The organism is Microbulbifer maximicatervae (SeqCode), assembly GCF_052467225.1.
Genome location: NZ_CP174303.1, coordinates 99,867 through 121,555, shown reverse-complemented (window position 1 = coordinate 121,555; position 21,689 = coordinate 99,867). Strand labels below are relative to the sequence as shown.

Annotated in this window: 16 protein-coding genes; 14 read left to right on the top strand and 2 right to left on the bottom strand. The window is 48.5% G+C overall.

The genetic code is table 11. The annotated features are described in order from the left end of the window. Window positions 1-108 precede the first annotated feature (108 nt). The 9 genes from ACJJIZ_RS00555 (at window position 109) to ACJJIZ_RS00515 (ending at window position 13,418) form a co-directional block, all read left to right on the top strand. Window positions 109-3,204, top strand: coding sequence for an efflux RND transporter permease subunit (locus ACJJIZ_RS00555; RefSeq protein ID WP_444914892.1), 3,096 nt, complete (start codon window positions 109-111; stop codon window positions 3,202-3,204). Beyond that, on the top strand, window positions 3,201-4,319 hold the full coding sequence (locus tag ACJJIZ_RS00550; RefSeq protein ID WP_444914891.1) for an efflux RND transporter periplasmic adaptor subunit: 1,119 nt from the start codon (window positions 3,201-3,203) through the stop codon (window positions 4,317-4,319). The genes ACJJIZ_RS00555 and ACJJIZ_RS00550 overlap by 4 nt, the downstream gene beginning before the upstream one ends. A 238-nt stretch (window positions 4,320-4,557) precedes the next feature. After that, window positions 4,558-6,657, top strand: coding sequence for a TonB-dependent siderophore receptor (locus tag ACJJIZ_RS00545; protein WP_413664207.1), 2,100 nt, complete (start codon window positions 4,558-4,560; stop codon window positions 6,655-6,657). Window positions 6,658-6,734: 77 nt separating this feature from the next. After that, the gene (locus tag ACJJIZ_RS00540; protein WP_444914890.1) at window positions 6,735-7,991 is read left to right on the top strand and encodes a PepSY-associated TM helix domain-containing protein; all 1,257 of its coding nucleotides are present in this window, start codon (window positions 6,735-6,737) and stop codon (window positions 7,989-7,991) included. A 116-nt stretch (window positions 7,992-8,107) separates the two neighbouring features. Further along, window positions 8,108-8,692 (top strand): DUF6515 family protein, encoded by a 585-nt coding sequence (locus ACJJIZ_RS00535; protein ID WP_444914889.1) that lies wholly within the window; start codon window positions 8,108-8,110, stop codon window positions 8,690-8,692. Window positions 8,693-8,791: 99 nt separating this feature from the next. Then, entirely contained in the window at window positions 8,792-10,954 is a 2,163-nt protein-coding gene (locus ACJJIZ_RS00530; RefSeq protein WP_444914888.1) for a mechanosensitive ion channel family protein, read from the top strand. Window positions 10,955-11,092: 138 nt separating this feature from the next. Further along, window positions 11,093-12,496: a rhomboid family intramembrane serine protease gene (locus tag ACJJIZ_RS00525; RefSeq protein ID WP_444914887.1), complete on the top strand. Its 1,404-nt coding sequence runs from the start codon at window positions 11,093-11,095 to the stop codon at window positions 12,494-12,496. Window positions 12,497-12,549: 53 nt separating this feature from the next. Further along, the gene (locus ACJJIZ_RS00520) at window positions 12,550-13,017 is read left to right on the top strand and encodes a cupin domain-containing protein (protein WP_413664211.1); all 468 of its coding nucleotides are present in this window, start codon (window positions 12,550-12,552) and stop codon (window positions 13,015-13,017) included. Between the two features lie 35 nt (window positions 13,018-13,052). Continuing rightward, complete coding sequence (locus ACJJIZ_RS00515; RefSeq protein ID WP_444906538.1) at window positions 13,053-13,418, top strand: thiol-disulfide oxidoreductase DCC family protein; 366 nt, start codon at window positions 13,053-13,055, stop codon at window positions 13,416-13,418. A 57-nt stretch (window positions 13,419-13,475) separates the two neighbouring features. Here the strand turns inward: ACJJIZ_RS00515 and ACJJIZ_RS00510 are convergent, their stop codons facing one another. Beyond that, a complete protein-coding gene (locus tag ACJJIZ_RS00510; RefSeq protein ID WP_444914886.1) occupies window positions 13,476-14,894 on the bottom strand; it encodes a hypothetical protein in 1,419 nt (472 codons plus the stop codon). A 165-nt stretch (window positions 14,895-15,059) separates the two neighbouring features. On the opposite strand from ACJJIZ_RS00510, the gene pepB reads away from it, so the two are divergent. The 5 genes from pepB to ACJJIZ_RS00485 all read left to right on the top strand — a co-directional run bounded on the left by pepB (window position 15,060) and on the right by ACJJIZ_RS00485 (window position 21,247). Beyond that, window positions 15,060-16,349: an aminopeptidase PepB gene (pepB, locus tag ACJJIZ_RS00505; protein ID WP_444912019.1), complete on the top strand. Its 1,290-nt coding sequence runs from the start codon at window positions 15,060-15,062 to the stop codon at window positions 16,347-16,349. A 232-nt stretch (window positions 16,350-16,581) separates the two neighbouring features. Further along, window positions 16,582-17,736: a DUF3667 domain-containing protein gene (locus ACJJIZ_RS00500; protein ID WP_444914885.1), complete on the top strand. Its 1,155-nt coding sequence runs from the start codon at window positions 16,582-16,584 to the stop codon at window positions 17,734-17,736. 232 nt (window positions 17,737-17,968) lie between these two features. Next, window positions 17,969-19,123, top strand: coding sequence for a DUF3667 domain-containing protein (locus ACJJIZ_RS00495; RefSeq protein ID WP_444914884.1), 1,155 nt, complete (start codon window positions 17,969-17,971; stop codon window positions 19,121-19,123). Between the two features lie 67 nt (window positions 19,124-19,190). Then, window positions 19,191-20,237: a DUF3667 domain-containing protein gene (locus tag ACJJIZ_RS00490; RefSeq protein WP_444914883.1), complete on the top strand. Its 1,047-nt coding sequence runs from the start codon at window positions 19,191-19,193 to the stop codon at window positions 20,235-20,237. A 293-nt stretch (window positions 20,238-20,530) separates the two neighbouring features. Further along, a complete protein-coding gene (locus ACJJIZ_RS00485; RefSeq protein WP_444914882.1) occupies window positions 20,531-21,247 on the top strand; it encodes a CARDB domain-containing protein in 717 nt (238 codons plus the stop codon). A 62-nt stretch (window positions 21,248-21,309) separates the two neighbouring features. Here the strand turns inward: ACJJIZ_RS00485 and ACJJIZ_RS00480 are convergent, their stop codons facing one another. Then, window positions 21,310-21,585, bottom strand: coding sequence for a hypothetical protein (locus tag ACJJIZ_RS00480; protein ID WP_444892674.1), 276 nt, complete (start codon window positions 21,583-21,585; stop codon window positions 21,310-21,312). Window positions 21,586-21,689: the final 104 nt, after the last annotated feature.

The following is a 21,689-nucleotide window of genomic DNA, read 5'->3' as shown; positions in this document are numbered from 1 at the left end:
GGCTCTTCATGGCCTGATCGAATTTTCCTGGCAACTAGTCGCAATTGCCTTGTAAGGAATTCATATTCCGCTAGCCTTCAGTCCCAATAAAAAACTGGGGCTGAAGTAATGGCATTAACACGCGCCGCTTTAAAAAATCCCGCTGCTGCGGGGGTCGCAGTGGTTATGGCTGTTCTGCTTGGAGCTTTCCTCGCCAGCCAGCTGCCGGTTCAACTTTTCCCCGATATCGACAATCCTCGTATCGCTATCCAGGCAGGCTGGAGAGCGGCCGCACCGAAAGAGGTGGAGGCGGAAATTGTCGAGCCGATCGAATCCGTATTACAGGGCCTCACCGGTCTGGAAATGATGCAAGTCAACGCCGGTCGCGGTGGCGCCTGGGCAAATCTGGAATTTGCCATGGGCACCGATATGAACAAGGTGCTGATTGATGTTATCAGTCGTATGAGCAGCCTGCCGCCATTGCCCCGGGATGCGGAGCCACCGCGAGTAATGCTGGGTGGCTGGGGTGGCGATGCCACAGCACTGACCTATTTCTTTCTGCAAAAATTACCTGATAACCAGAATAACCTGGATGACTACGCTGGCCTGATCGAAGATGTACTGCGCCCGGAGTTGGAGTCGGTGCCCGGGGTTGCCAGTGTCCAGGCCCAGTCTGGGAGTGCGGCACAGGAAGAGTTACAGATTATTTTTGATCCCTGGAAAGCAGCTGAACTGGGAGTAGAGCTGCCTACAGTGAGTCGGCAGCTGGCGTCTGCCAGGGATGTCTCCGGCGGATTTACCGACGTGGGGCGTCGTCGCTATACCCTGCGCTTTGTCGGCGAGTATGAACCCAAAGACTTATCCGAATTAGTGTTGGAATGGCGCAATGGACAGCCGGTGCGCCTGGGCGATATTGCCGAGGTCAAGGTGGGGCCTTCTGAATCCCGCGGTGTCACCACGCAAAATGGCAATCCGGCAGTTTCTCTCCGTATTAACCGTACCAACAATGCCAATATGCTGGCTACTTTGGAGCGGGTTAAGCAAAAAGTCGCTGAGCTGAATGAAACTAAATTGAAAGCTGAGCAGCTTGTGCTGGTGCAATCATTTGATGCATCGGTGTTTGTTTATCGGGCTTTAAATCTGCTCGGCGGTAATATGATTTTAGGCATCGTATTAGCTGTCGGAGTGCTCTGGTGGTTTATGCGGCGCATGCGTGCGACCTTGATCGTTGCCGCAGCGATTCCAATTTCATTACTTTCAACCTTTGTGGTGCTGTCGGCCGCAGGCCGCAGCGTGAATGTAATTTCTCTGGCGGGACTGGCCTTTGCTACCGGTATGGTGCTCGATGCTGCGATAGTAGTGTTGGAGAATATTGTGCGCCTGAGAGAAAAAGGCCGGGGGGCAGAGGAGGCTGCGGAGCAGGGTGCAGGCCAGGTGTGGGGTGCACTGTTGGCCAGTACTGCGACAACCGTTGCGATATTCCTTCCTGTATTTTTCCTTAACAGTGTCGAAGGGCAGGTCTTCGGTGACCTGGCCCTGACTATTGCTGTGGCTGTGGTGTTTTCCCTGTTGGTTGCGGTGGCTGTGGTTCCCCTGGCTGCGCGTCTGTGGCTACCCTCTGTCTCTACTGAAGATCGTCTCTCCCGAGTGTGGGAAAAAATAACTGCGCGGGTAATGGCTTTGACGAGTACCAGGACCCGCCGTTGGCAGGTGATCGGGGGGCTTTTATTAATGCCCATGGTTGCGACTTATTTATTCTTACCAAACCTGGATTATTTACCGCCGGTAAAAAGGGATGCAGTCGATGTGTGGATGAATTTCCCCGCATCCACTAATACCAAAACTTTAGAAACAGAAATCGTCAACGAGTTGGATAAGCGCATGGCACCCTACATGAGTGGTGAGCGCGAGCCAGCCCTAAAGAACTACTACGTGATCACCTGGCCCAATGGCGGCACTATGGGAGTGCGGGTTAAGGATATGGATCAAGCCAAAGAGATGGAGAGAATCCTGCGGGAAGAAATCCTGGTGGATATTCCTGATTTCCAGGGATTCGCCGCGCGGGGTAATCTGTTTGGCCAGTTCGGTGGCGACCGCAACATTGCTTTACATCTGCAATCCCGTGATGCCGAAGCATTGATGCGTGCGGCTGCCCTTGGGGTTGAAGTTGTTGAAGAGGTGATGCCGGGAACGCCGGTGCAGACCAACCCGGGCTTATCTTTATCGGAACCTGAATTGACAGTGCGCCCCAATGATCGCGCAATGCTGGAGCAGGGTTGGAATCGCCAGGATATGGGCGGACTGGTTCGAACGCTGGGCAATGGTCTCTATGTTGGCGAGTATTTTGACGGTGAAAAGCGCCTGGATATTATTTTTAAAGCGCAGCCCTGGAGTACTCCCGAACAACTGCAAAATACGCCTTTGGTAACGCCCCGTGGAGAAGTGGTGCCACTCAGTCAGCTGGCCAGTGTGGAGCGGACTGTGGGGCCGGGCAGTTTGCGCCGGGTCGATGGTCGGCGCACTATTACACTGAATATAGTACCGCCGGAAGATGTGTCCCTCGAAGAGGTGCGCGCACAGCTGGAGGCGGATGTATTGCCGAAGATTCGCGAAGCTCTGCCCGCTGATGGGAGTATTTTGGTGGGAGGGAATGCCAGTGACCTGGATAAGGCGTTGGCTTCGCTTTCCAAGAATTTCCTGTTAGCGCTGCTAATTTTATTCCTGCTGATGAGTGCACTGTTCCGCTCCTTGCGGGATGCCTCTCTGGTATTGCTCACCGTGCCCCTGGCGACAGTGGGCGGCGTGTTGGCGCTACAAATTTTAAACTTGATCGATTTCCAACCACTGGATCTGCTCACCATGATTGGCTTTGTGATACTGCTAGGCCTGGTGGTGAATAATGCTATTTTGCTGGTACACCAGACGCGAGCGGCAGAAATGGCGGGTAGCACTCGGGTCGACGCTGTAGAGCAGGCCTTGCGCCTGCGCTTGCGCCCTATTTTTATGAGTACCTTGACCAGCGTGTTTGGCATGTTGCCACTGTTGGTTGCTCCCGGTGAGGGCAGTGTTATCTACCGTGGCCTGGCCGCAGTGATTGTGGGCGGCATGGCAGTGAGCACGCTCTTTACCCTGGTTTTATTGCCGGCATTACTGCAAACCGGCAGCCTGCCACTACCCAAATTTACGGCTATGCGCGAAAGGTTTGCCCTGAGGAGTTCACAATGAAGAAATTGCTCGCAGGTATCGTTTTATCTCTGGGCGCTAATGGCGTTTGGGCGCAGGGCGATCCTATTGCGGTATTGGTGGATCGGGCCCAAGTTCGGGAAATTGCTCCGAGCCAGTGGTCTGCAGGTGAGGTGGTGAGCCGACGGGATATCCTGGTTTCTTCTGAACTGGATGGTGTGTTGGAATTTGTCGCTGAGCCCGGCAGCTTTATTAAAAAGGGTGAGCGCCTGGCCGAGCTGGACAGTACTCATTGGCGATTACAGCTGCGAAATAGTGACAGCCGTATTGCACAATTGCGTGCGCGGTTGACCTATATGGATGCTCAGTTAAATCGACTGAGTAAGTTGGCGGAAACCAATAGTACCTCCAGAGCCGCATTGGAAGAGCAGCAGGCTGAGCGCGAGGCAATGGCTCAGGACCTGATTGCGGCTCAAATTGAGCGCGACCGCCGGGCCTATGAATTATCTAAAACAGCCATTGATGCAACCTTTGATACTTTAGTGGTGAGCCGCGAATTACAGGCGGGAGAATATGTGCGCACCGGTTCGGAATTACTGCGAGCCCTGGATATGTCACAGATGGAAGTGGAGGCGGATATTCCCTTGACGGCTCTGCCGCTGATTCGCATCGGTGACACAGTGGCGCTGCGCAGTGATTCTGTCTCTCTGCCGGGAGAGGCACGGGTGGATGATCAATTATTTAGCGGCCGGGTACGTCAATTTGTGCCTGTGGCCAGCGATCGCTCCCGGCGAGTTAAGCTGATGGTAACTTTGCCACAGAGTGCGCCGGAGCAGTGGGACTGGATTGTCGGTATGCCGGTACAGGTCTCTGTGCCCATTGCGCAGGCGCAGGCCACCATGTCTGTGCCAAGGGATGCCTTGGTTTTAAGAAATGGCGATACCTTCGTATATCGAGTGGGCGAGGAGGATAAGGCTGAGCGATTATCTGTGCGTATCGGCAGTGGCGATGGTGAATGGGTGTCGGTAAGCGGTGATCTCACCAAGGGCGATCGTGTGATAGTGCGTGGTGCTGAGCGCTTGCAGCCTGGACAGGAAGTTAAAGTGCTGTCGGAAGTGGTGCGAGATAAAGAGCCATTACAGGCGGGCAGTGGCTAATTCCTGATTTTTCCTGAAGGCCTTCTGATCAAATACAGGGTGACTCGCTGCTTGTGATCGCCCTGGCCCTCCTAATCTTTCACCAAGTAATGATGTTCCCTCCCCATCCAAACTATTTGTGGGTACATCGACTAAATAATAATCATTCGCATTGACTGACGTATATTTCTTCAAATATCATCCGCTCCGTTTATGGTGCCCCTGCACCGTTCACTGATTTGGAATGAGGTTTTAGCCGATGAAAATTAACGGCTTAATGAAGAAAAAAGCGCTGTCAGCCTGGATTGCTGCCGCCGTGCTCGCCCCGCTGGGAAGTTCTGCTTGGTCTGCTGAAAGCGAAACTGCTGAAACCATGGAAGAAGTCAGTGTCTACGGAGAGCAGGAAGAGACCAGTACTGCCTCTCGCCTAAGCCTATCTGTTTACGATACTCCGCAAACGGTAACAACTGTATCCCAAGCTCAAATCCAGGACTTTGCCCTACAGGATATTAATGAGCTGCTGAAATATACCCCAGGGGTAACCGTAGAGAACGTAGAGACGGATCGTACTTATTACACCGCTCGCGGCTTTGATATTGTGAACTTCCAATACGATGGAATCGGTGTTCCCTTTTCCTCTGGTTTATCCCATGGGCATCAAGACACCGCGATATTCGACCAGGTTGAAGTGGTGAAGGGCGCAGCAGCTCTGACCACAGGTCTGGCTAACCCCTCAGCGACGGTTAACTTTATCCGCAAGCGTCCGACAGAAGAGTTCAAGGCGGGTGTAGATCTGGTTGTCGGTGAAGAGGGACGTTTGCGCACCCAGGGAGATATCTCAGGTTCTATCAGCGATAACGTCCGAGGACGGTTGGTGGTTGCAGAGGATCAGGCTGACTCTTATCTTGACCGCTACGAAACTGACGGCAGTGTCTACTACGGTATTGTGGAAGCAGATTTGACTGATTTCACCACCCTGACCTTAGGCCACAGCCAAAATCGCAGTGAAGCCGATGGCAGTATGTCTGGTGCCCTGCCACTTTTCTATACCAATGGCAGCGCTACCGATTTCGATGTTTCCACAAGTACGGCACCAGACTGGGCTTTCCGCAATGTAGACAGAATCCAGACTTTTGTTGAACTGAAACAGGATCTTTCCGCAAACTGGTCCGTCACTGCATTACTGACCCAGAATGAAATCGATATGGATGTCGAGGAGATGTATGTCTACGGCACTCCAGACAGAGAGACCGAACTGGGTTTATATGGATATGCGTTTGGCTACAAGTTGGATGAAAAGCAAAAGATTGCGGATGTATTCCTGTCAGGAACCTACAATTTGTTCGGCCGCGATCACGAATTGGTGGTGGGTGCCAACTATGCAGATATCGAACTAACCGGCCAATCTTTCTACAGCTACTCCGATGGCTATCCGGTTCTTGGCAGTGACTGGGCTAATGGCACAACGGCGCGGCCTGACTTTGTCGATACCGATGCTTATTACACTGGCCACTACGACGATCAAGAGCACAAGTCTTTATACTTTGCTACTCGCCTGAACGTTACTGATAGACTGTCCCTGTTGGCCGGTGCGCGCAAAATGGAAGTGGAACAATCCGGCTACAGTTATGGCGTTGATGCTGACACTTCGGCGGATGAAACTGTTCCTTATGTGGGGGCCACTTTTGACCTGAACGATAGTTTCTCCCTCTATGGTAGCTTTACCGAAGTCTTTACTCCGCAGTCTTGGGTTAACCCTGAATTTAAACCACTGGGCGCCGCAGAGGGAGACAGTTCCGAGGTGGGGTTTAAGTACTCCCTTGCGGGTGGACAAGCAACGGCTAGTGTTGGGCTATTTGAATCCAACCTGAATAATCTCGGTGAATACCTAGATAAGGTTGATGGAAAGAATGTTTACGAGAGTGGTGATTTCACTACAAAGGGCGTTGAGCTGGAGCTAATCGGTTCAATTACCGAGAATTTCAATATCAGCTTTGGCTTTACCCACTTAAGTGAAGTAGTCAATAAAGACGGTGAGGAAGATCGCACTTATATTCCGCGCAACACCCTGAAGGTGGCCGTGGCTTACGATTTACCTCAAGTTCAAGGCTTGAAGTTCGGCGGCGGTATCAATTGGCAGGATGATATTTACACTGAGCCTGCCGAGGGTGTTCGTGTAGAGCAGGATAGCTATGCGTTGCTCAGCGCCTTTGCCAAGTACGATATTTCTGATGCTTTAACGGTTGGCCTCAATATTGATAACCTGACCAACGAGAAATATATCAACAGCCTCTATTGGACCCAGGGCTATTACGGCGCTCCGCGTCAGGCACAGTTGAGTGTGAGCTGGCGCTACTAAGGCGCCTAGTTAACTCCGTTGCAGTTTAACCCGGTACTTGTGCCGGGTTTTCTGTTTTTTAGTTTTAGGTAAATGTTATGCGTCAAACCCTGGTTCTTTTACATCGTTACCTGGGGCTTGCTACTGCGGTCTTCCTGATAGTCACCGGGCTAACCGGCGCTATTATCTCCTGGGATCACGAACTGGATGAGTGGCTCAATCCCCACTTATATAAAACTACTTCCAGCGGCGAACCCTTAGCCTCTATCGAGTTGGCAGAACGGCTTGAAGAGTCCTTGCCGCAAGTCCAAATATCCTATTTTGAATTGGTACAGGAGCCTGGGCATACCCAGTATTTCTGGGTAGAGCCTCGAATTGACCCGGCTACCGGTAAATTCTTTGCGGTGGATTACAACCAGGTATTTGTCGATCCGACCAATGGGGAAATTATTGGTAAGCGCGAGTGGGGACGTGTCTGGCCAATAACAACTGAAACCCTGATGTCGTTTTTGTACAAGCTGCATTACAGTTTTCATATACCCGAATTTTGGGGCACTGATCACTGGGGGATTTGGCTGCTGGGCGTTATTGCACTGGTATGGACAATCGATTGCTTTGTGGGGCTAGCGGTGACTTTACCTCGTCGCAAGAAATCCACCCGAAAGCCATCTCGGACTTGGTGGCAGCGATGGAAGCCCGCATGGATGATTAAGGCCGGCGCTGGGCGTGCCAGGCTCACATTTGATTTACATCGTGCGTTCAGCCTGTGGACCTGGGCGTTGCTGCTGACAATTGCATTTACGGCCTTCTCACTGAATCTCTATCGAGAAGTGTTTTTTCCCCTGATGTCGCTGGTATCAGATGTGACTCCGTCGCCCTTGGAAGAGCGCACACCTAACGATCACAGCAATCCAATTACCCCCTCGTTGTCTTTTCGGGATATAGCCGCGATTGGAGAAAACCAAGCTGCGCAGATTGGCTGGCAGCAACCGTTGAATTCCCTATGGTATGCCCAGGAGTGGGGGATATATCGGGCTGAATTTTTTGATGCCAGCGCAGGGCATGGTGCCGGGGGGGTTGGTCACAAGGCTCTATTTTTTGATGGCCACAGCGGCGAATATCTCGGAGACTTTATCCCCTGGGAAGGGACGGCAGCAGACTTATTTGTACAGGCGCAATTCCCAGTGCATTCCGGTAGGATCCTCGGTCTCCCTGGTCGCATACTGATTTCAATTATGGGGGTGGTGATTGCGATGTTGAGTGTGACTGGAGTTTTAATCTGGTTACGTAAACGTCGTGTGGCAGTCAGTAGTCGGATGGATAGCAGGTCTCCCTTGCCGAGTACAGCTGTATAATTCTATTGGTTAGACCAGTGGTAATTGGAGCAATTTAATGGCGCTCTAGTTACCGCTTGGGATAGCCTTGGGGATGACTTGTTCGCACCATACCCTTAGCGGATTGCAATTTGCTGATGACATTAGCCATGCGATCCCTGCTTACCCTATTTCTTGTACTGTTCTGTTCTGTTTCGGAGTCTCAGGTTCGATCGGACCACCTGCCTCCCGGAGCTGAGCCTGTCGAAGTGAATAACCAGACAGTTTTTTATAAAAATGGTTATTTCTACCGCAAAGGCCCCGACGCCTATACCCGGATTGAGCCGCCTCTGGGAGCTCGGGTCTCCCGAGTACCTTTTGGAACCCCCATTAACTTGGGTAACAAGCATTATATGCTTGCGGGTAATGGTACCTTTTTCTTATTAGACCCCAGGGACAATCAATATGTGGTGGTCACGCCCCCTCCCAATTGGCAGCATGTTAATCGCAATCCCCTAGCTCCGAAAAAGAAAATATACCCCCGAGCGTATCCGCCCCGCCATTTGCGGCACCGCTCAGAGGGTAAACGAGTCGATCGTAAGGATTGGGATATTTACTGTGAAGCCCGGGCGGCAAATTTGCTGCGCCGTACGGATGAGCCTGGTAAAACAACCAGGCAGGCTATGCGTGAATATCGCAAGGTATACAGAAAATGTTTGCGTCAAAGTCGGCGCTTCAGGTAAATGCATGGGGCAGGGAAGTCCCTGGGCTACACTGAACAATATGGCCCAGTAGGCGCCTATTTTATTAGTGCCGGATTTTTTCACGGATAGAAGTATTTTATGCCGGGTGCCAGCCTTTTTATCCCTCGTTGTAGTGCCGGCAAAGAATTTTCTTTTCTTCACCTCGCCCTTTCATTTCTCCTTTTCTTTAGTGTCGCCTGTGTCTCTGTTTCCAGTGTCGCCCAGCTTCCCGGTAGTAAACCCAAGGAGTTTAAGCCGGAGGTTCCAGATTTTGCTGACCCCTCTGCCGATTGGTGGACTGGATGGACCAGTGCCTCTCCCGAAGAGCGACGAGAATGGCTTAGCTTGGTCACAAAGAGCTGGGAGGATTGGGAAAAGGATTTGCCGGAGGATGAGGCCTTACAGGAAGGTGCAGAAAAGATTAGCCAAAGTTTACAAGGGATCGCAATTACCTGGAAAAAACGAGAGGAGTACCTGAAAGTCCCTTTAATGCCGGATGTGGATTTTCCAGAGAACCCAACGGTATTGAACTGGGCCAAGGCCGATTCTGCCATCAGCCGTGGCCGACGTAGGTTGAAAGGCGTAGAACTGGAGGCTCGCCAACTTAAATCAACCCAGTCCCAGTCTCTATCTTTACTGCGTAAACAAGTGATTGTACTGCGCGATTCCAGTGGACGAGAGGAGGATGAGGCGGCGCAGGCCCTACTTTTAGCTCAAATAAATCACCTGAATATTATTGAGCAGCTGAGTACCGTTAATACTTTCCTGGGAACCTGGCGGGAAAAGATTAACAGCGCAGAAATTAAATTGCGGAGACTTCTGGATACCCTCGTCTACTCCAGTAAAGATGCAGAGGAAATAGATAAGGATATTGCCGCGAACGAAAAGAAAATCGAACGTATTTCTGCGACCCGCACCAGTATTCAAAGCACTACAGAACCCTCCACTGACCCCACCATCAATATGCAGAAAGACCTCACCCTGATGCAGCTTGAAGTGGACTTGTTGGAGGAGCAGCTGGAAAAACGCAAAAGTGAGTTGCTGCAATCCATCAATGAGGTCCTGAATGAAGAGGGCGAAGAGCGCCCCCTGATTATCAGTCGGGATTTATTGGAAAACGCCAACTCTGTGATTGAAAGTGCGTCGCGGGAGTTGGCGGTGCGCCAGCGTCAAGTGGTGGCCTGGCGCGAAGATGAAGAGAACGAAGACCTGAGTCGCTGGTGGTCTTACTTTGAGCGTATTGGCAGTGGCCTGGCCCGCGCCAATGACCTCGAGCAGGATATTCAGCGCTATGAAAAGGCCCAGCTGGAGGTTTACAAGGAGCGCCAGGGTTGGTGGGCAACAGTGCGCGAACGAGTCGCACTGGGCGCAAGACAAGCTTATAACCGCTGGCGTAAGTTGGCGGATTATCAGCTATTTACTGTTGCCCAGAACCCGATAACCCTGCGGTTGATCGCCAAGATGATTGTGGTCTTGGTGGGGGCCTGGCTATTGTCTGGACTCACCCAGGCCTTCCTGCGCCGGCTTGTGCGCAGGGAGCATGCCAGTGAATCCTCCATGTACAATCTTGGGCGGGTGTTGCATTACATCTTTATTTCCGCGGCCCTGATTGTGGTGCTCAGCATGTTGGGCCTGGATACCTCCAAGTTGGCCCTGGTCGCTGGAGCCCTGTCGGTAGGTATTGGCTTTGGGCTTCAGGCGATCTTCTCGAATTTTATCTCCGGTTTGATTTTGCTGTTTGAGCGCCCTCTCAAAGTGGGTGATCTGGTGGAGCTGGAGTCGGGCGTTTTTGGCCGCATCCGCGATATCAGCGTGCGCTCAACCCGTATTACCACGCGGGACAATGTGGATATCTTGGTGCCCAACACTGAGTTTGTTGCGGGCCGGGTTATTAACCACACACTGGATGATCCTGTGCGCCGTATTCATGTACCCTTTGGTGTGTCTTATGCCTCGGACCCAGATTTGGTGCGGGAAGCTGCCCTGGAAGCTGCTGCTCGAGTCAATATCACCCATACCGACTGGAAGCGAAAAACTGAGGTGTGGCTGATGGGGTTCGGGGATAATGCCCTCGACTTCAAATTGGTGGTGTGGGTCAACAGCAATATGGTGACTTCCCTGGGAGACTCCTATGCCCTGTACAACTTGGAGTTGTTGCGGGAATTTCGCGATAAGGGTATTGAGGTACCTTTCCCTCAAAGAGATCTGCATCTGCGCAGTTGGGATGTTCCGGCGATCATTGGCCGTACCGCCAGGAAGTAAGTGAGGTCCGGCTGGCATGACACCTCCGGGATTTCATAGTATTTTCAGCCTACTGGCCTTTGTGTCGGTGCAAGTTCATTTACCGGTGTTACTGCGTTTTCTCACAGGGCGCTGATGAAATCACAATAAGGGAAGCCCGTGCTGATCATCCCCATCCAAAACAAACCCGACTGGCGCCGGCCGCCATTAATGTGTTTTGCGTTGATTGCCCTTAACTTGCTGATGTTTGTTTTCTATCAAGGGGGGGATGAAGCTCGCTGGCAGGAAGCTGAAGATTACTACTTTGAGAGTGACTTACCGGACCTCGAAGAGCAACGCTTTCTTGTGTATGTCAATGAAATGCACCCAGAGTGGAGAGCGCAGATGGGTGTGGAAGGGGAAGAGTTTTTTTACCGGGAATCCCTCGGTAACCCTGAATTCCACCACTGGCTGTTGCCGAAGCTCGAAGCAGAGGGTGAGACCGAGTGGTTACGACAGAGGCAGGAGTTTGCCCAGCTGCGGGATAGGGTCAGTAGCAACGCACTGGGGCTGATACCGGCAGACCCGAGTATTGCTGGGGCCTTTGGCCATATGTTTCTACACGGAAGCTGGGATCACCTTATCGGCAATATGGTGTTTCTGCTGTTGTTTGGCTTGTCTGTTGAGTTGGCCCTGGGAGGGTTGTGGTTTATAGGGCTCTACCTGGTGGGAGGATTGGCGGCAGCAGGTCTGCATGTACTGGTGGAATCCGGCAGTCATGTACCGATGGTGGGTGCCTCCGGTGCGGTCTCGGCAATTATGGGCATGTTCGTCGCGGTTTACGGTGTGCGCCGGCTACGTTTCTTTTACACCATTGGTTTTATGTTTGGCGAATTTAGTGCACCGGCGCTGCTGGTGTTACCGCTGTGGTTGGGTAAAGAGATTTTCGGTTATTTGTATGGAGATGCCAGCATTGCCTACTGGGCCCATACTGGTGGTTTACTTGCGGGTTTTGCCCTGACTTTGGCGGTGTTGTACTGGCGCCCGATGGTGGAACCTATGCCGGAGGAAGAGGAGGCCCCGTCCCCCCAAAGGGTAGCCTTGGCGCGGATTGATCGTTTTTTGGAAGAGGGAAAAATCCTGGAAGCCACTGAAGCGGCAGCCTCAGCGGTGCGGCAATATCCACAGGCGTTAACACTGATTGAGCGCTATATAGAACTGACCTCGGCGGCGCCAGAGAGTGACGGTTACCACCGGGCCAATCTCGCTTTATTTGCCCAGGCAGGAAATCTGGAGATCGATGGCCATACCCTGGCAAGTGGCTATCGCCGCTACTTGGCGGCAACAAAAAGTCCAAAGGCGCTCACCGGAAAGGCAAACTTATTGATGGCACGGCGTGCAGCGGAGGAAAAGGACTGGCCGTGGCTAGAGGAATTACTGCGCCACTTGAAACAGCAGCGAGTGAATCACCCCTTGATTCCGAAGCTGGGAATGGTTCTGGTCAATTACTATCGTCGCCTGGGTGAGGAAGGCCGCGCGCGCGAGGTGAAAGAGATGACCCAAGATATGGCTGCCTCAGGTTGAAGAACATAATTCGGTATGTCTTATAAATAATTAAGTAATGTATTGGGGGCAGAGTGAGTCGCTATATTTTGACCGGGACCGAAATTGCTGGGATGGAGGGGGAGCGCAAGGTACATTTCCTCAATGCCAATGCGGTGCGTAAAAACAAGTCCCTGGGTGATCTTACCGGCATATCCGGCTTTGGTTTCCATATGATTGAAATCGAGCCAGGTTATGAATCCACAGAATTCCATTGTCACTATTTTGAAGACGAATGTGTTTATATCTTGGAGGGTAGGGCCGAGGTGCGTATTGGTGACGATCACCACCAGGTTTCTGCAGGGGATTTTATTGGCTACCCCGCTGGCGGCCCGGCTCATGTGATGCGCAATGTGGGGGAAGTGACCTTGCGCTGCATAGTTGTAGGCCAGCGACTGCAACATGATGTTGCCGACTACCCAGAAAAAAATCAGCGGATCTACCGAAATAGTGGTTTACCCTGGGAGTTGGTGAATCGGGATGACATTGACCACCCTAAGTAGTTTTCGCTGGTAGAAAAAGAATGGATTTTTAGCTTATGCCTGAAAAGATTCGGGTTTTTTATAATTCTGCTTGTCCAGTTTGTAACGCAGGAATTTCAGCACAAAAGAAAAAGTCCGTCTCCTGCCAAGTGGATTGGGAGGATGTTCATATTGATGAAGATAAAGCGAAGGAACTGAATACAGATTTAGAGTTTGTCCGTGAGCGGTTGCATGTATTGGATGCGGATGGAAATCTGAAAGTAGGCTACGAAGCTTTTATTACAATTTGGGAGAACTCTCCCAAGGAGCAATGGAAGGCTAGGGTGTCGAAGCTAGCCGGCCTTAGGTGGTTTTTGAATAAAGGTTACAACGTTTTTGCGCGAGGTTTGTATCTATGGAATCGGGCGCTAAAGCATTGGTAGCGAATATCGGGCTAGGTTTAGGGTAGCCACTATAGATGGCTACCCATATTTTGCTATTTAGTGAACTTCGGCAGTGCTGTTAAGTACTTTCCACAGGGTATCGATTTCAGAACGCAAAGTACTCTCTGGAAATTTCTGTCGGACAAAGTGCAGTAGTTTTTTTGCCAAGTCTTCTCTACCCAATCCATCCATATACACTTGTGCCAATAACAGATAGGCAGCATCGAGTTGTGGATAGGCCTCTTTATGTAAATTATTGAGCAGCTGTGCTGCCAATTGGTACTTATGCTGTTGGTATAGCACTTTGGCTAGTGCATGGCGTATCTCCGGCTTAGCCACAGGCGGGCTGGGCTCTGTGGCCAAATACAGTTCAGCTGCCTTATGTGGGCGATTTATCTGTACAAATTTTTCTAATAGATGTGGCCCCAGCTCCTGAAGGGCTTTTTTATCGTCAGTAGCAAGTAAAAGGCGGTAGTACCGCTCATTAAGAGTTTCGTCGTTAGGGAAGCGGCGCAACCCTTCAACCAAAGCCTGGCGAGCGCCCTTGAAGTCCCCTTCGCGTAAAAATATTTGCGCTTCAGCCCGAGCGCGCTTACACAGGAATTCATTTTCCTCTAAGTAATTTTCATCATCTTCTTGTATTGAGGCTATTCCCAGTTTTTGCTGTCGAGTTAAGCAGATATACCCCATCACAGCACTTGAGACGATGGAAAAGTAAGAGACAATGGCTGCTGTGGTCGGGAAAATTGCCCAAGCCGGCAGTTTATCGCTGACCACGGCCATTAGTATATTGGGTGCGAAAGAAATGATATTGGTAATAATTAACAGCAACCAATAGGGCCAGCCAATGATTAGGGTAAATTCCAATAATTTGAGTGGGTTGATTGCGGACCTCAAACTATGGGTAAGCGCTAAGGCAATCATTGCAGCCGGCGCTAAAAATGACAGGGCGGCCGCATAAATCATTATGACATTGAGGCTTCCAGTAAATTGTACAAGCTTGTAGCCAACAAAACCGGCGATCAATGTCATTCCAATGACTTTCAGAAATAACATTGCACCATTGCCATCAAGTGCATCTGCCAGCGGAGGGGCTTCCAGTTGGCCTCCTGCGAGTCTTTCGATGACCAAGAGATTGTAGCGGGATACAACAGCTACAATGGCTACCAAAGCGACAAGGGCCAGAAGACCCATTGACGTTATTGCCATACTGCCAGCTGCTGCAACAGCCATGATTGTTAGAGGGCCAGGCTTAAAAGCATAGAGAAAGTAAAATAGTCCCATTTGCCAAAAAGGCTTGGCGTTGTTACTGGCTCCAATATATTCCAGGCTATCGCGGCAGAGCGGGCATTCGGGGCCCTGCCCATGGTAATTGGTACTCGAACCCGGAATACACTCGCCACAGAACTGACGGTTGCAGGGCTGGCACTGCCAGGATGCAGTCTTGCTAGTGTGATAGTGGCAGGAATCAGCCATTTATTCTTCCCTAACGAATTTCTCTACTTAATAGTTATTTTGTCTTGGTTCACAGTTTATCTGTCGACTCGGTGGCGGTGCAATCATCAAGTATTTTTAATGTCCTGTTAGAATGCAGGAGAAATACCGATAAAATTGGTACACAAGTTTCAAAATAGGTGTTGTATGACAAAGGCTATGCATATTCATTTGGTTGAGGGCTTTGCGCCGGAACCCTGGGGAGAATCAGCACTGCTGAGCTTTGATGGTAGCGCTGCCAATATTCATATTAGCGCTGCGAAAGGCGCTGTGTTGGTTGCAGCGCAGCGAGCTGCCCGAAAGCTCGATGGTATGGGGGTCAACGATGTTGTCCTCAAAGGAGAAGGGTGGAGCATTGAAAGCCGCTGGGCATTTTGGGCAGGTTTTTTTAACCCGCGTAAATCCAACAAAATTGACTGGGGGACTGATGACAGCGCCGAGTTAAAAGAACTCGCCGCCCGTGAAAATGCCAGTCGCTGGGTTCGTGAAATTACTAATGGTACTCCTGATGATGTGTCTCCGCGTGTATTGGCGGAGAGCGCTGCAGAAATGCTGCAAAAGCTGGCTCCCAGTGCGGTAACTTACCGTATAGTTGCCGGGGATGACCTGCTGCGTGAAGGGTTTGTCGGTATCCACAACGTTGGGCGTGGTAGTGTACGTGAGCCCGTGATGTTACAAGTGGACTTCAACCCGACGGGTGATGACCAGGCGCCGGTTGATATGTGTTTGGTGGGTAAAGGAATTACTTTTGACTCCGGCGGCTACAGCATTAAGCCGTCCAACAACATGGCCACAATGAAATCCGATATGGGTGGCGCGGCCATGGTAACTGGAGGCTTGGCTCTTGCAATAGCCAGAGGTCTCAACAAGCGGGTTAAACTCTATCTCTGCTGCGCAGAAAACCTGATCTCCGGTCATGCCTTTAAATTGGGCGATATTATTAAATATAAAAACGGAGTGAGTGTAGAAATACTGAATACCGATGCTGAAGGGCGCCTGGTGCTGGCCGATGGTTTAATTGCAGCTTCGGAAGAAGATCCTCGCTGGTTATTGGATGCCGCTACTCTGACCGGTGCAGCAAAGATGGCTGTAGGTCGGGATTTCAACTCTGTCTTTAGTTTTGAAGATGAAGCAGCCCAAAAGGTATTGTCTGCAGCTTCTGAGGAAAATGAAAAGGCGTGGAGACTGCCTTTAGAGCGTTTCCACCTTGAGCAAACCCCGTCCAACTTTGCCGATATCGCCAATGTTGGTATTGAGGGAAGTCCTGGTGCATCTACGGCAGCCTCCTTCCTGGCGCGCTTTGTACGGGATGAAGGGCGCAATTGGGTGCATATGGACCTTTCCGGCTCTTACCAGCCCAGTGGCAATGATCAGTGGGCGCCAGGTGCTAAAGGGCACGGCCTGCGTACAATTGCACGCTTCCTTTTGGATAATTAGCAACCGGCAATTTATGCCAAATTCCCTTCGAAACGCGCCTAATAGTCGGCGCGTTTCTTTTACTTCTCCCTTAATACCTATAAGTCATTAAAAAAATTGTACTCCAGCTGATATTCGGGATATTAGTAGAGTTCTGCTAATTGAGGTATTTCGGTTCTGGTTCGTTAGCAGATACTTGGGCCTGGAAGCTTTTGCCAGGTAAATAAGATAATCAGTGATTCGGTGAGCGGTAATGAGCACTGCAACCTCTACAAATAATTCGGATTATAATCCAAACCATTGTGCCAATTGTCATGCAGAGCTATTGGGGCCCCATTGCTATGCCTGTGGTCAACCGGTTAAAGGCATGGTTCGTCATTTCTCCTCAGTAATTGGAGACTTTTTTGATACCCTGCTTGCATTTGATTCCCGCACATGGAAAACAATACCCCCTCTGTTTTTTAGACCTGGATTTTTAACCGCTGAGTATTTCTCTGGTCGACGGGTCCGTTATGTCAGCCCTGTACGCTTGTTTATCTTTCTATGTATCACCAGCTTCTTTGTAACCCAGATAAATAGTGATTGGGCTATTAATTTTGGAAATGTTGACGTTGAGTCAGTCGATGTTGAAAAAGCGAGCCAAGGTTATAACGACGCCATCGAAGATATTCGAAAAGGCAAAGAAAAGCACGTTAACAATAGTTATGCTGTCGCTGTTTTGGAAGATGTTGAGAAAAATCTGATTAGCGAACAAGAGAAGCTTACCGGTGGTTTGCATAAACTCAATGAAGATTTAAGTGAGATTGATGGAGGCCAGAATGGATCGGAAAACCTTTCTAAAGAGGAACTGGCCTCAGGATTGAATGAGACTATTAGTGAGTTAGATAGAGAGTTTCTTCAAGTTGATTGGCTTCCCAAACCATTAGAAGATTGGGTTAACCGTAAAGTAGAGAACGCCCATAAAAATGTAGAAAGGGTGACCGATGATCCAAATCGTTTCAAAAAAGCATTCTTGGGAGCTCTTCCGTCAACTCTTATAGTCATACTGCCAATATTTGCCATGATGCTGTGGGTGCTTTACGTCTTTAAACGCAGACTTTATATGGAGCACCTGATTGTAGCGTTACACAGCCAGGCTTTTATCTGCCTGAGTATTCTGATTGGCAACCTGTTTTATAGTATAAGTAGTCAACTGGAAGGGTACGCATTTATATCCTCATCTCTTAACAGCTTGATGGCACTATTAATTCTTTGGGTTCCTATATATCTTTTTTGGATGCAAAAGCGTGTATATCAGCAGGGTTGGATCATGACCCTGTTTAAGTATTCTTTTTTGGGTTTAGCCTATCTAGTTTTATTATCTGTTGGTGCGGCTCTTACTGTATTTTGGAGTTTGGCAGAGTTATAAGGATATATCCTAATAGGATTCCAACCATTAAACGCATAAGCGTTTAATGGTTGGTGTTGGTGAAGCTATGCTGCTTGGATGTTAAGTTATTTAAGCTAAAGAGTTTGCTCGCAGCACCGTCTATATTCAGAATATTGTATTGCAAATTTTTATATCCGTAATTCTGTTCAGAAAATTGGACTTTCGATTACTGGTGGTAAGTAGTTTAAGGGAATGTCGAAGGAAGTAGGTCTTGAGTAGTACGACATCAATGGCAAGTGTTTGTAATGAAGATAATAAGTGCGCAAACTGCTGTACACAGTTGTTAGGTCCCCATTGTTATGCTTGTGGTCAGCCCGTTAAAGGTATGGTGCGGCATTTTTCATCTGTAATCGGTGATTTCTTAGATACCTTGTTGGCGTTTGACTCCAGAACATGGAAAACCATACCTGCGCTATTCTTCCGACCAGGATTTTTAACAACAGAGTATTTTTCTGGTCGTCGTGTTCGATATGTAAGCCCTGTACGGCTATTTATTTTTCTCTGTATCACCAGTCTTTTTGTAACCCGTTTGAGTGGAGACTGGACAATCAATTTTATGGGTTCTGATGCTTCAAAAGAAGGACCTCAGTTAGAAGCATCGGGTGTCGACCTCCTTTTGCAGGGGGGTCGGCCAGTACATACTGAAATTCCTGAACAAAAAGGCCTGCTAGGAGAAATTAAGAAGGCTGAAATAAGTCTTACCGAAGCTAAAGAGGTGGTTGAAAAGGGTATTAAAAGAGGTATTAAAAATGAGATTGCTAAAGGCAGTAATGAGGGGCGAATAATTTTCCAAGAGGATTCGGAGCCAGTTTGGCAGTCATCAGCCAATGATCCAGATAATAAATTAATAAGAATGGATATCAAAGGCCTGCCAAAGCCCATGCAAGACTGGATGGATGCAAAGATTGAAAATGCCAACCAGAATATTAAACAAGTTACTGAAAATCCAAATCGGTTCAAGAAAGTATTTCTTAAGACGCTTCCTTATGCACTGTTAATCATGTTGCCAATGTTTGCCATGATGTTATGGGCGCTCTATATCTTTAAGCGTCGACTATATATGGAACACTTAATTGTAGCTTTACATAGTCATGCTTTTATATTTCTAAGTATCCTGATTGGAAATATCTTATACATACTAAGTGTTAACATGGCCGGGTATACTGCTATAACATTAGCTTTAGAGGCCCTGATAACCTTATTGATTTTTTGGGTTCTGGTTTATCTCCTTTGGATGCAAAAGCGTATATATAGGCAAGGCTGGTTTGTAACCTTTTGTAAATATTCAGTATTGGGGATGGCTTACTTGTGTTTATTATCAATTGGGGCGGTTTTTGCCATTGTTTGGAGCTTGGCTGGATTGTAATAACGATTTTAGCGATATAAATTGATGGACATTTAAAGTATACAGTTATATATAGTCGGAAGATATAGTGAGTATTAGAAATCGAAAGGAAACGTCGGTAGAGAGGCAAGATTATTGCTCTAACTGTAATACAATTTTATTGGGGCATTTCTGTTATGGCTGTGGACAGTCAGCAGAAGGTATTGTGAGACGCTTATCAAGTGTAATTAGAGACTTTCTAAATACCCTTGTGGCATTTGATTCACGCTTGTGGAAAACACTGCCGGCTTTATTGTTATCCCCAGGATTTTTAACGATAGAATACTTATCTGGAAGGCGAGCACGATATGTAAGCCCGGTAAAGCTGTTTATCTTTCTTTGCGTAAGCGCCTTTTTTCTGATTCGTATTAGTAGTGATTGGAGTATTGCTCAAGAGCAGCCTATCCGCACTAGCGAGAATGTTGCCGCCAAAGTGGCTCCGTCTTCCACAGGTGATACAGAGAAACAATTTGACTGGGATTTACCTGGTGGCAGGAAATTGAAAATTCGTGGAGCAGAAAATAAGCAAGAAGTATGGTCGATATCTTTTAATTGGGTACTCTCAATTGTTGAAGAAAAAGTCTATGCTGTAGAATTTATGCCACAGGCATGGCGTCATTGGTTTGATGTCGAATTCGAAAAGGCGAGGAGTAATATTGATCGAGTATCGGAAAATCCTACAATCTTTGCCAAGGCTTTTTTCGGATCTCTCCCTACAATGCTATTACTTATGCTGCCAATATATTCAGGTATATTGTGGCTACTTTATGCGTGTAGAGAAAAATTATATATGGAGCATGTTATTGTGTCGCTCCATAGTCATGCCTATGTGAGCCTAACGTTGTTGCTAGGAACTGCTATTTTTCTCTTGCAAGAATCTGTTGAGCCCTTGTTCTGGGCAGAAATTTTATGTTATGGGGTTTTGCTACTGCTTTTCCTTTGGATGCCAATAAACTTACTAGTAATGCAAAAGAATATTTATAAAGAGGGGTGGGTTTCGACCTGTATTAAATGCTCGGTTTTAAGTTTTGTTTATCTGCCACTAATCATGCTCGGTACGGTAATGGCAGCATTTTATAGTTTGGCTGAATTATAAGTTTCTGGTTATTCCAATTTGTTATTCTGGCTCCAGCTGTGTTATTTTGCTATTTATATTTGTATGATAGGTGGCTTTCTATTTTAATTGTTATTAGAAATACATGGTTTGAAGGTGTTTATTTTTTGTTTGCATTCAATAGCAAGCAAAATTAATGCCCGCCAGAATTTTGCTGTCTCCATAGATATTCATTAAGCGCAGTTTACAATCGCTCTGCCCATAAATTCAGTCTCAGTTACATGAAGCTGGAATGGGTAAATTTGCAGGGTGTATTCACTTAAATGGAGGGCGTTATGTTTAAAGTTATATTGCGTGTAGTTATTTTAGGGGTTTTAGCTTCTAGTAGTTATGCAGATCCAATTCAAGATTTAAGTATGCAAAACTATGAAGCGGGTTGGTTTCCAAATTATTGGCAGGGGCAGGGTCCACTGACATGTCGTCGGACTTGTGCAATTTGGGTTGGAGGGGTGCCTGAGTCAGAGGCTGCTACTGACCTGATAGATGATTTTGAATCTACCAGTGTTTGTAAGGTAACTCGCGACCCTGAAATAATCGAGAAACCTGTCAATGACCCATCATCTCACTGGCTCTATGGCAATCAGTTTGACGATAAGTCGGTTTGCTATGTCGGAACTCCTTATGGTGTCAAAGAAGATGATCACTATATGTGTCTGTGTGTATGTAATAAACCTGACCTGATAGTGAGCCAAATCTATGATCCGATCTGGAATCCTGGAACCGGGCAATCCATTATCGTGGTCGATATCACTAATATAGGTGCTCTGGCAGCGCCAATCAGCCAGGCTCGCCTTTTAGATATTGATACACTAGCCAACGATGTACAGGCGACGCCTGCAATTCCAGCAGGTGGCACTGTAAGTATTGTATTTACTTTGGGTTACTGGGTTTTTGATCCGGATGCGGTTTTAGAGGTAACTGCTGACTTTACCAATCTCGTCGATGAGTGTAACGAAAATAACAATACACTGACTTATGCCGAGCAAGGGTAGTAGTAGATAGGGGGAGAGCTCCCGGAACTAAGCCGTAGGGAGCTTTGAGATACTAAATAAGATCAGCTCGAAAGAAACACATTAATAACCTGGCAGCTTTCTTTATCCACCGCAGCATTAGGCTGTTCATTACCGACTGTTTGCTCCCCTGGTATTTTAGGTAGCACGAGGTACATTCGTGGATAGTCTCGGACTATATAATCTTTTTTATCTGCACTCAGCCAAGGGTATTCAGCGGCGATGGCTGTTACTCCACGGAGTAAAGCGATACCATCTGTGCAACTATTAGGAGTAGTAGCTGTGGTGAGCATGGCAAAAGCTAATGAAGAGAAGTTCATAATCTCTGCTATCCCAATGGGTCTTCAGACTGACGTTATGTTTATTCTGGGGACAGTATAGCTGAGCTTGATTATGAGCAACAGATAGCTCTATAAAAGCGGCC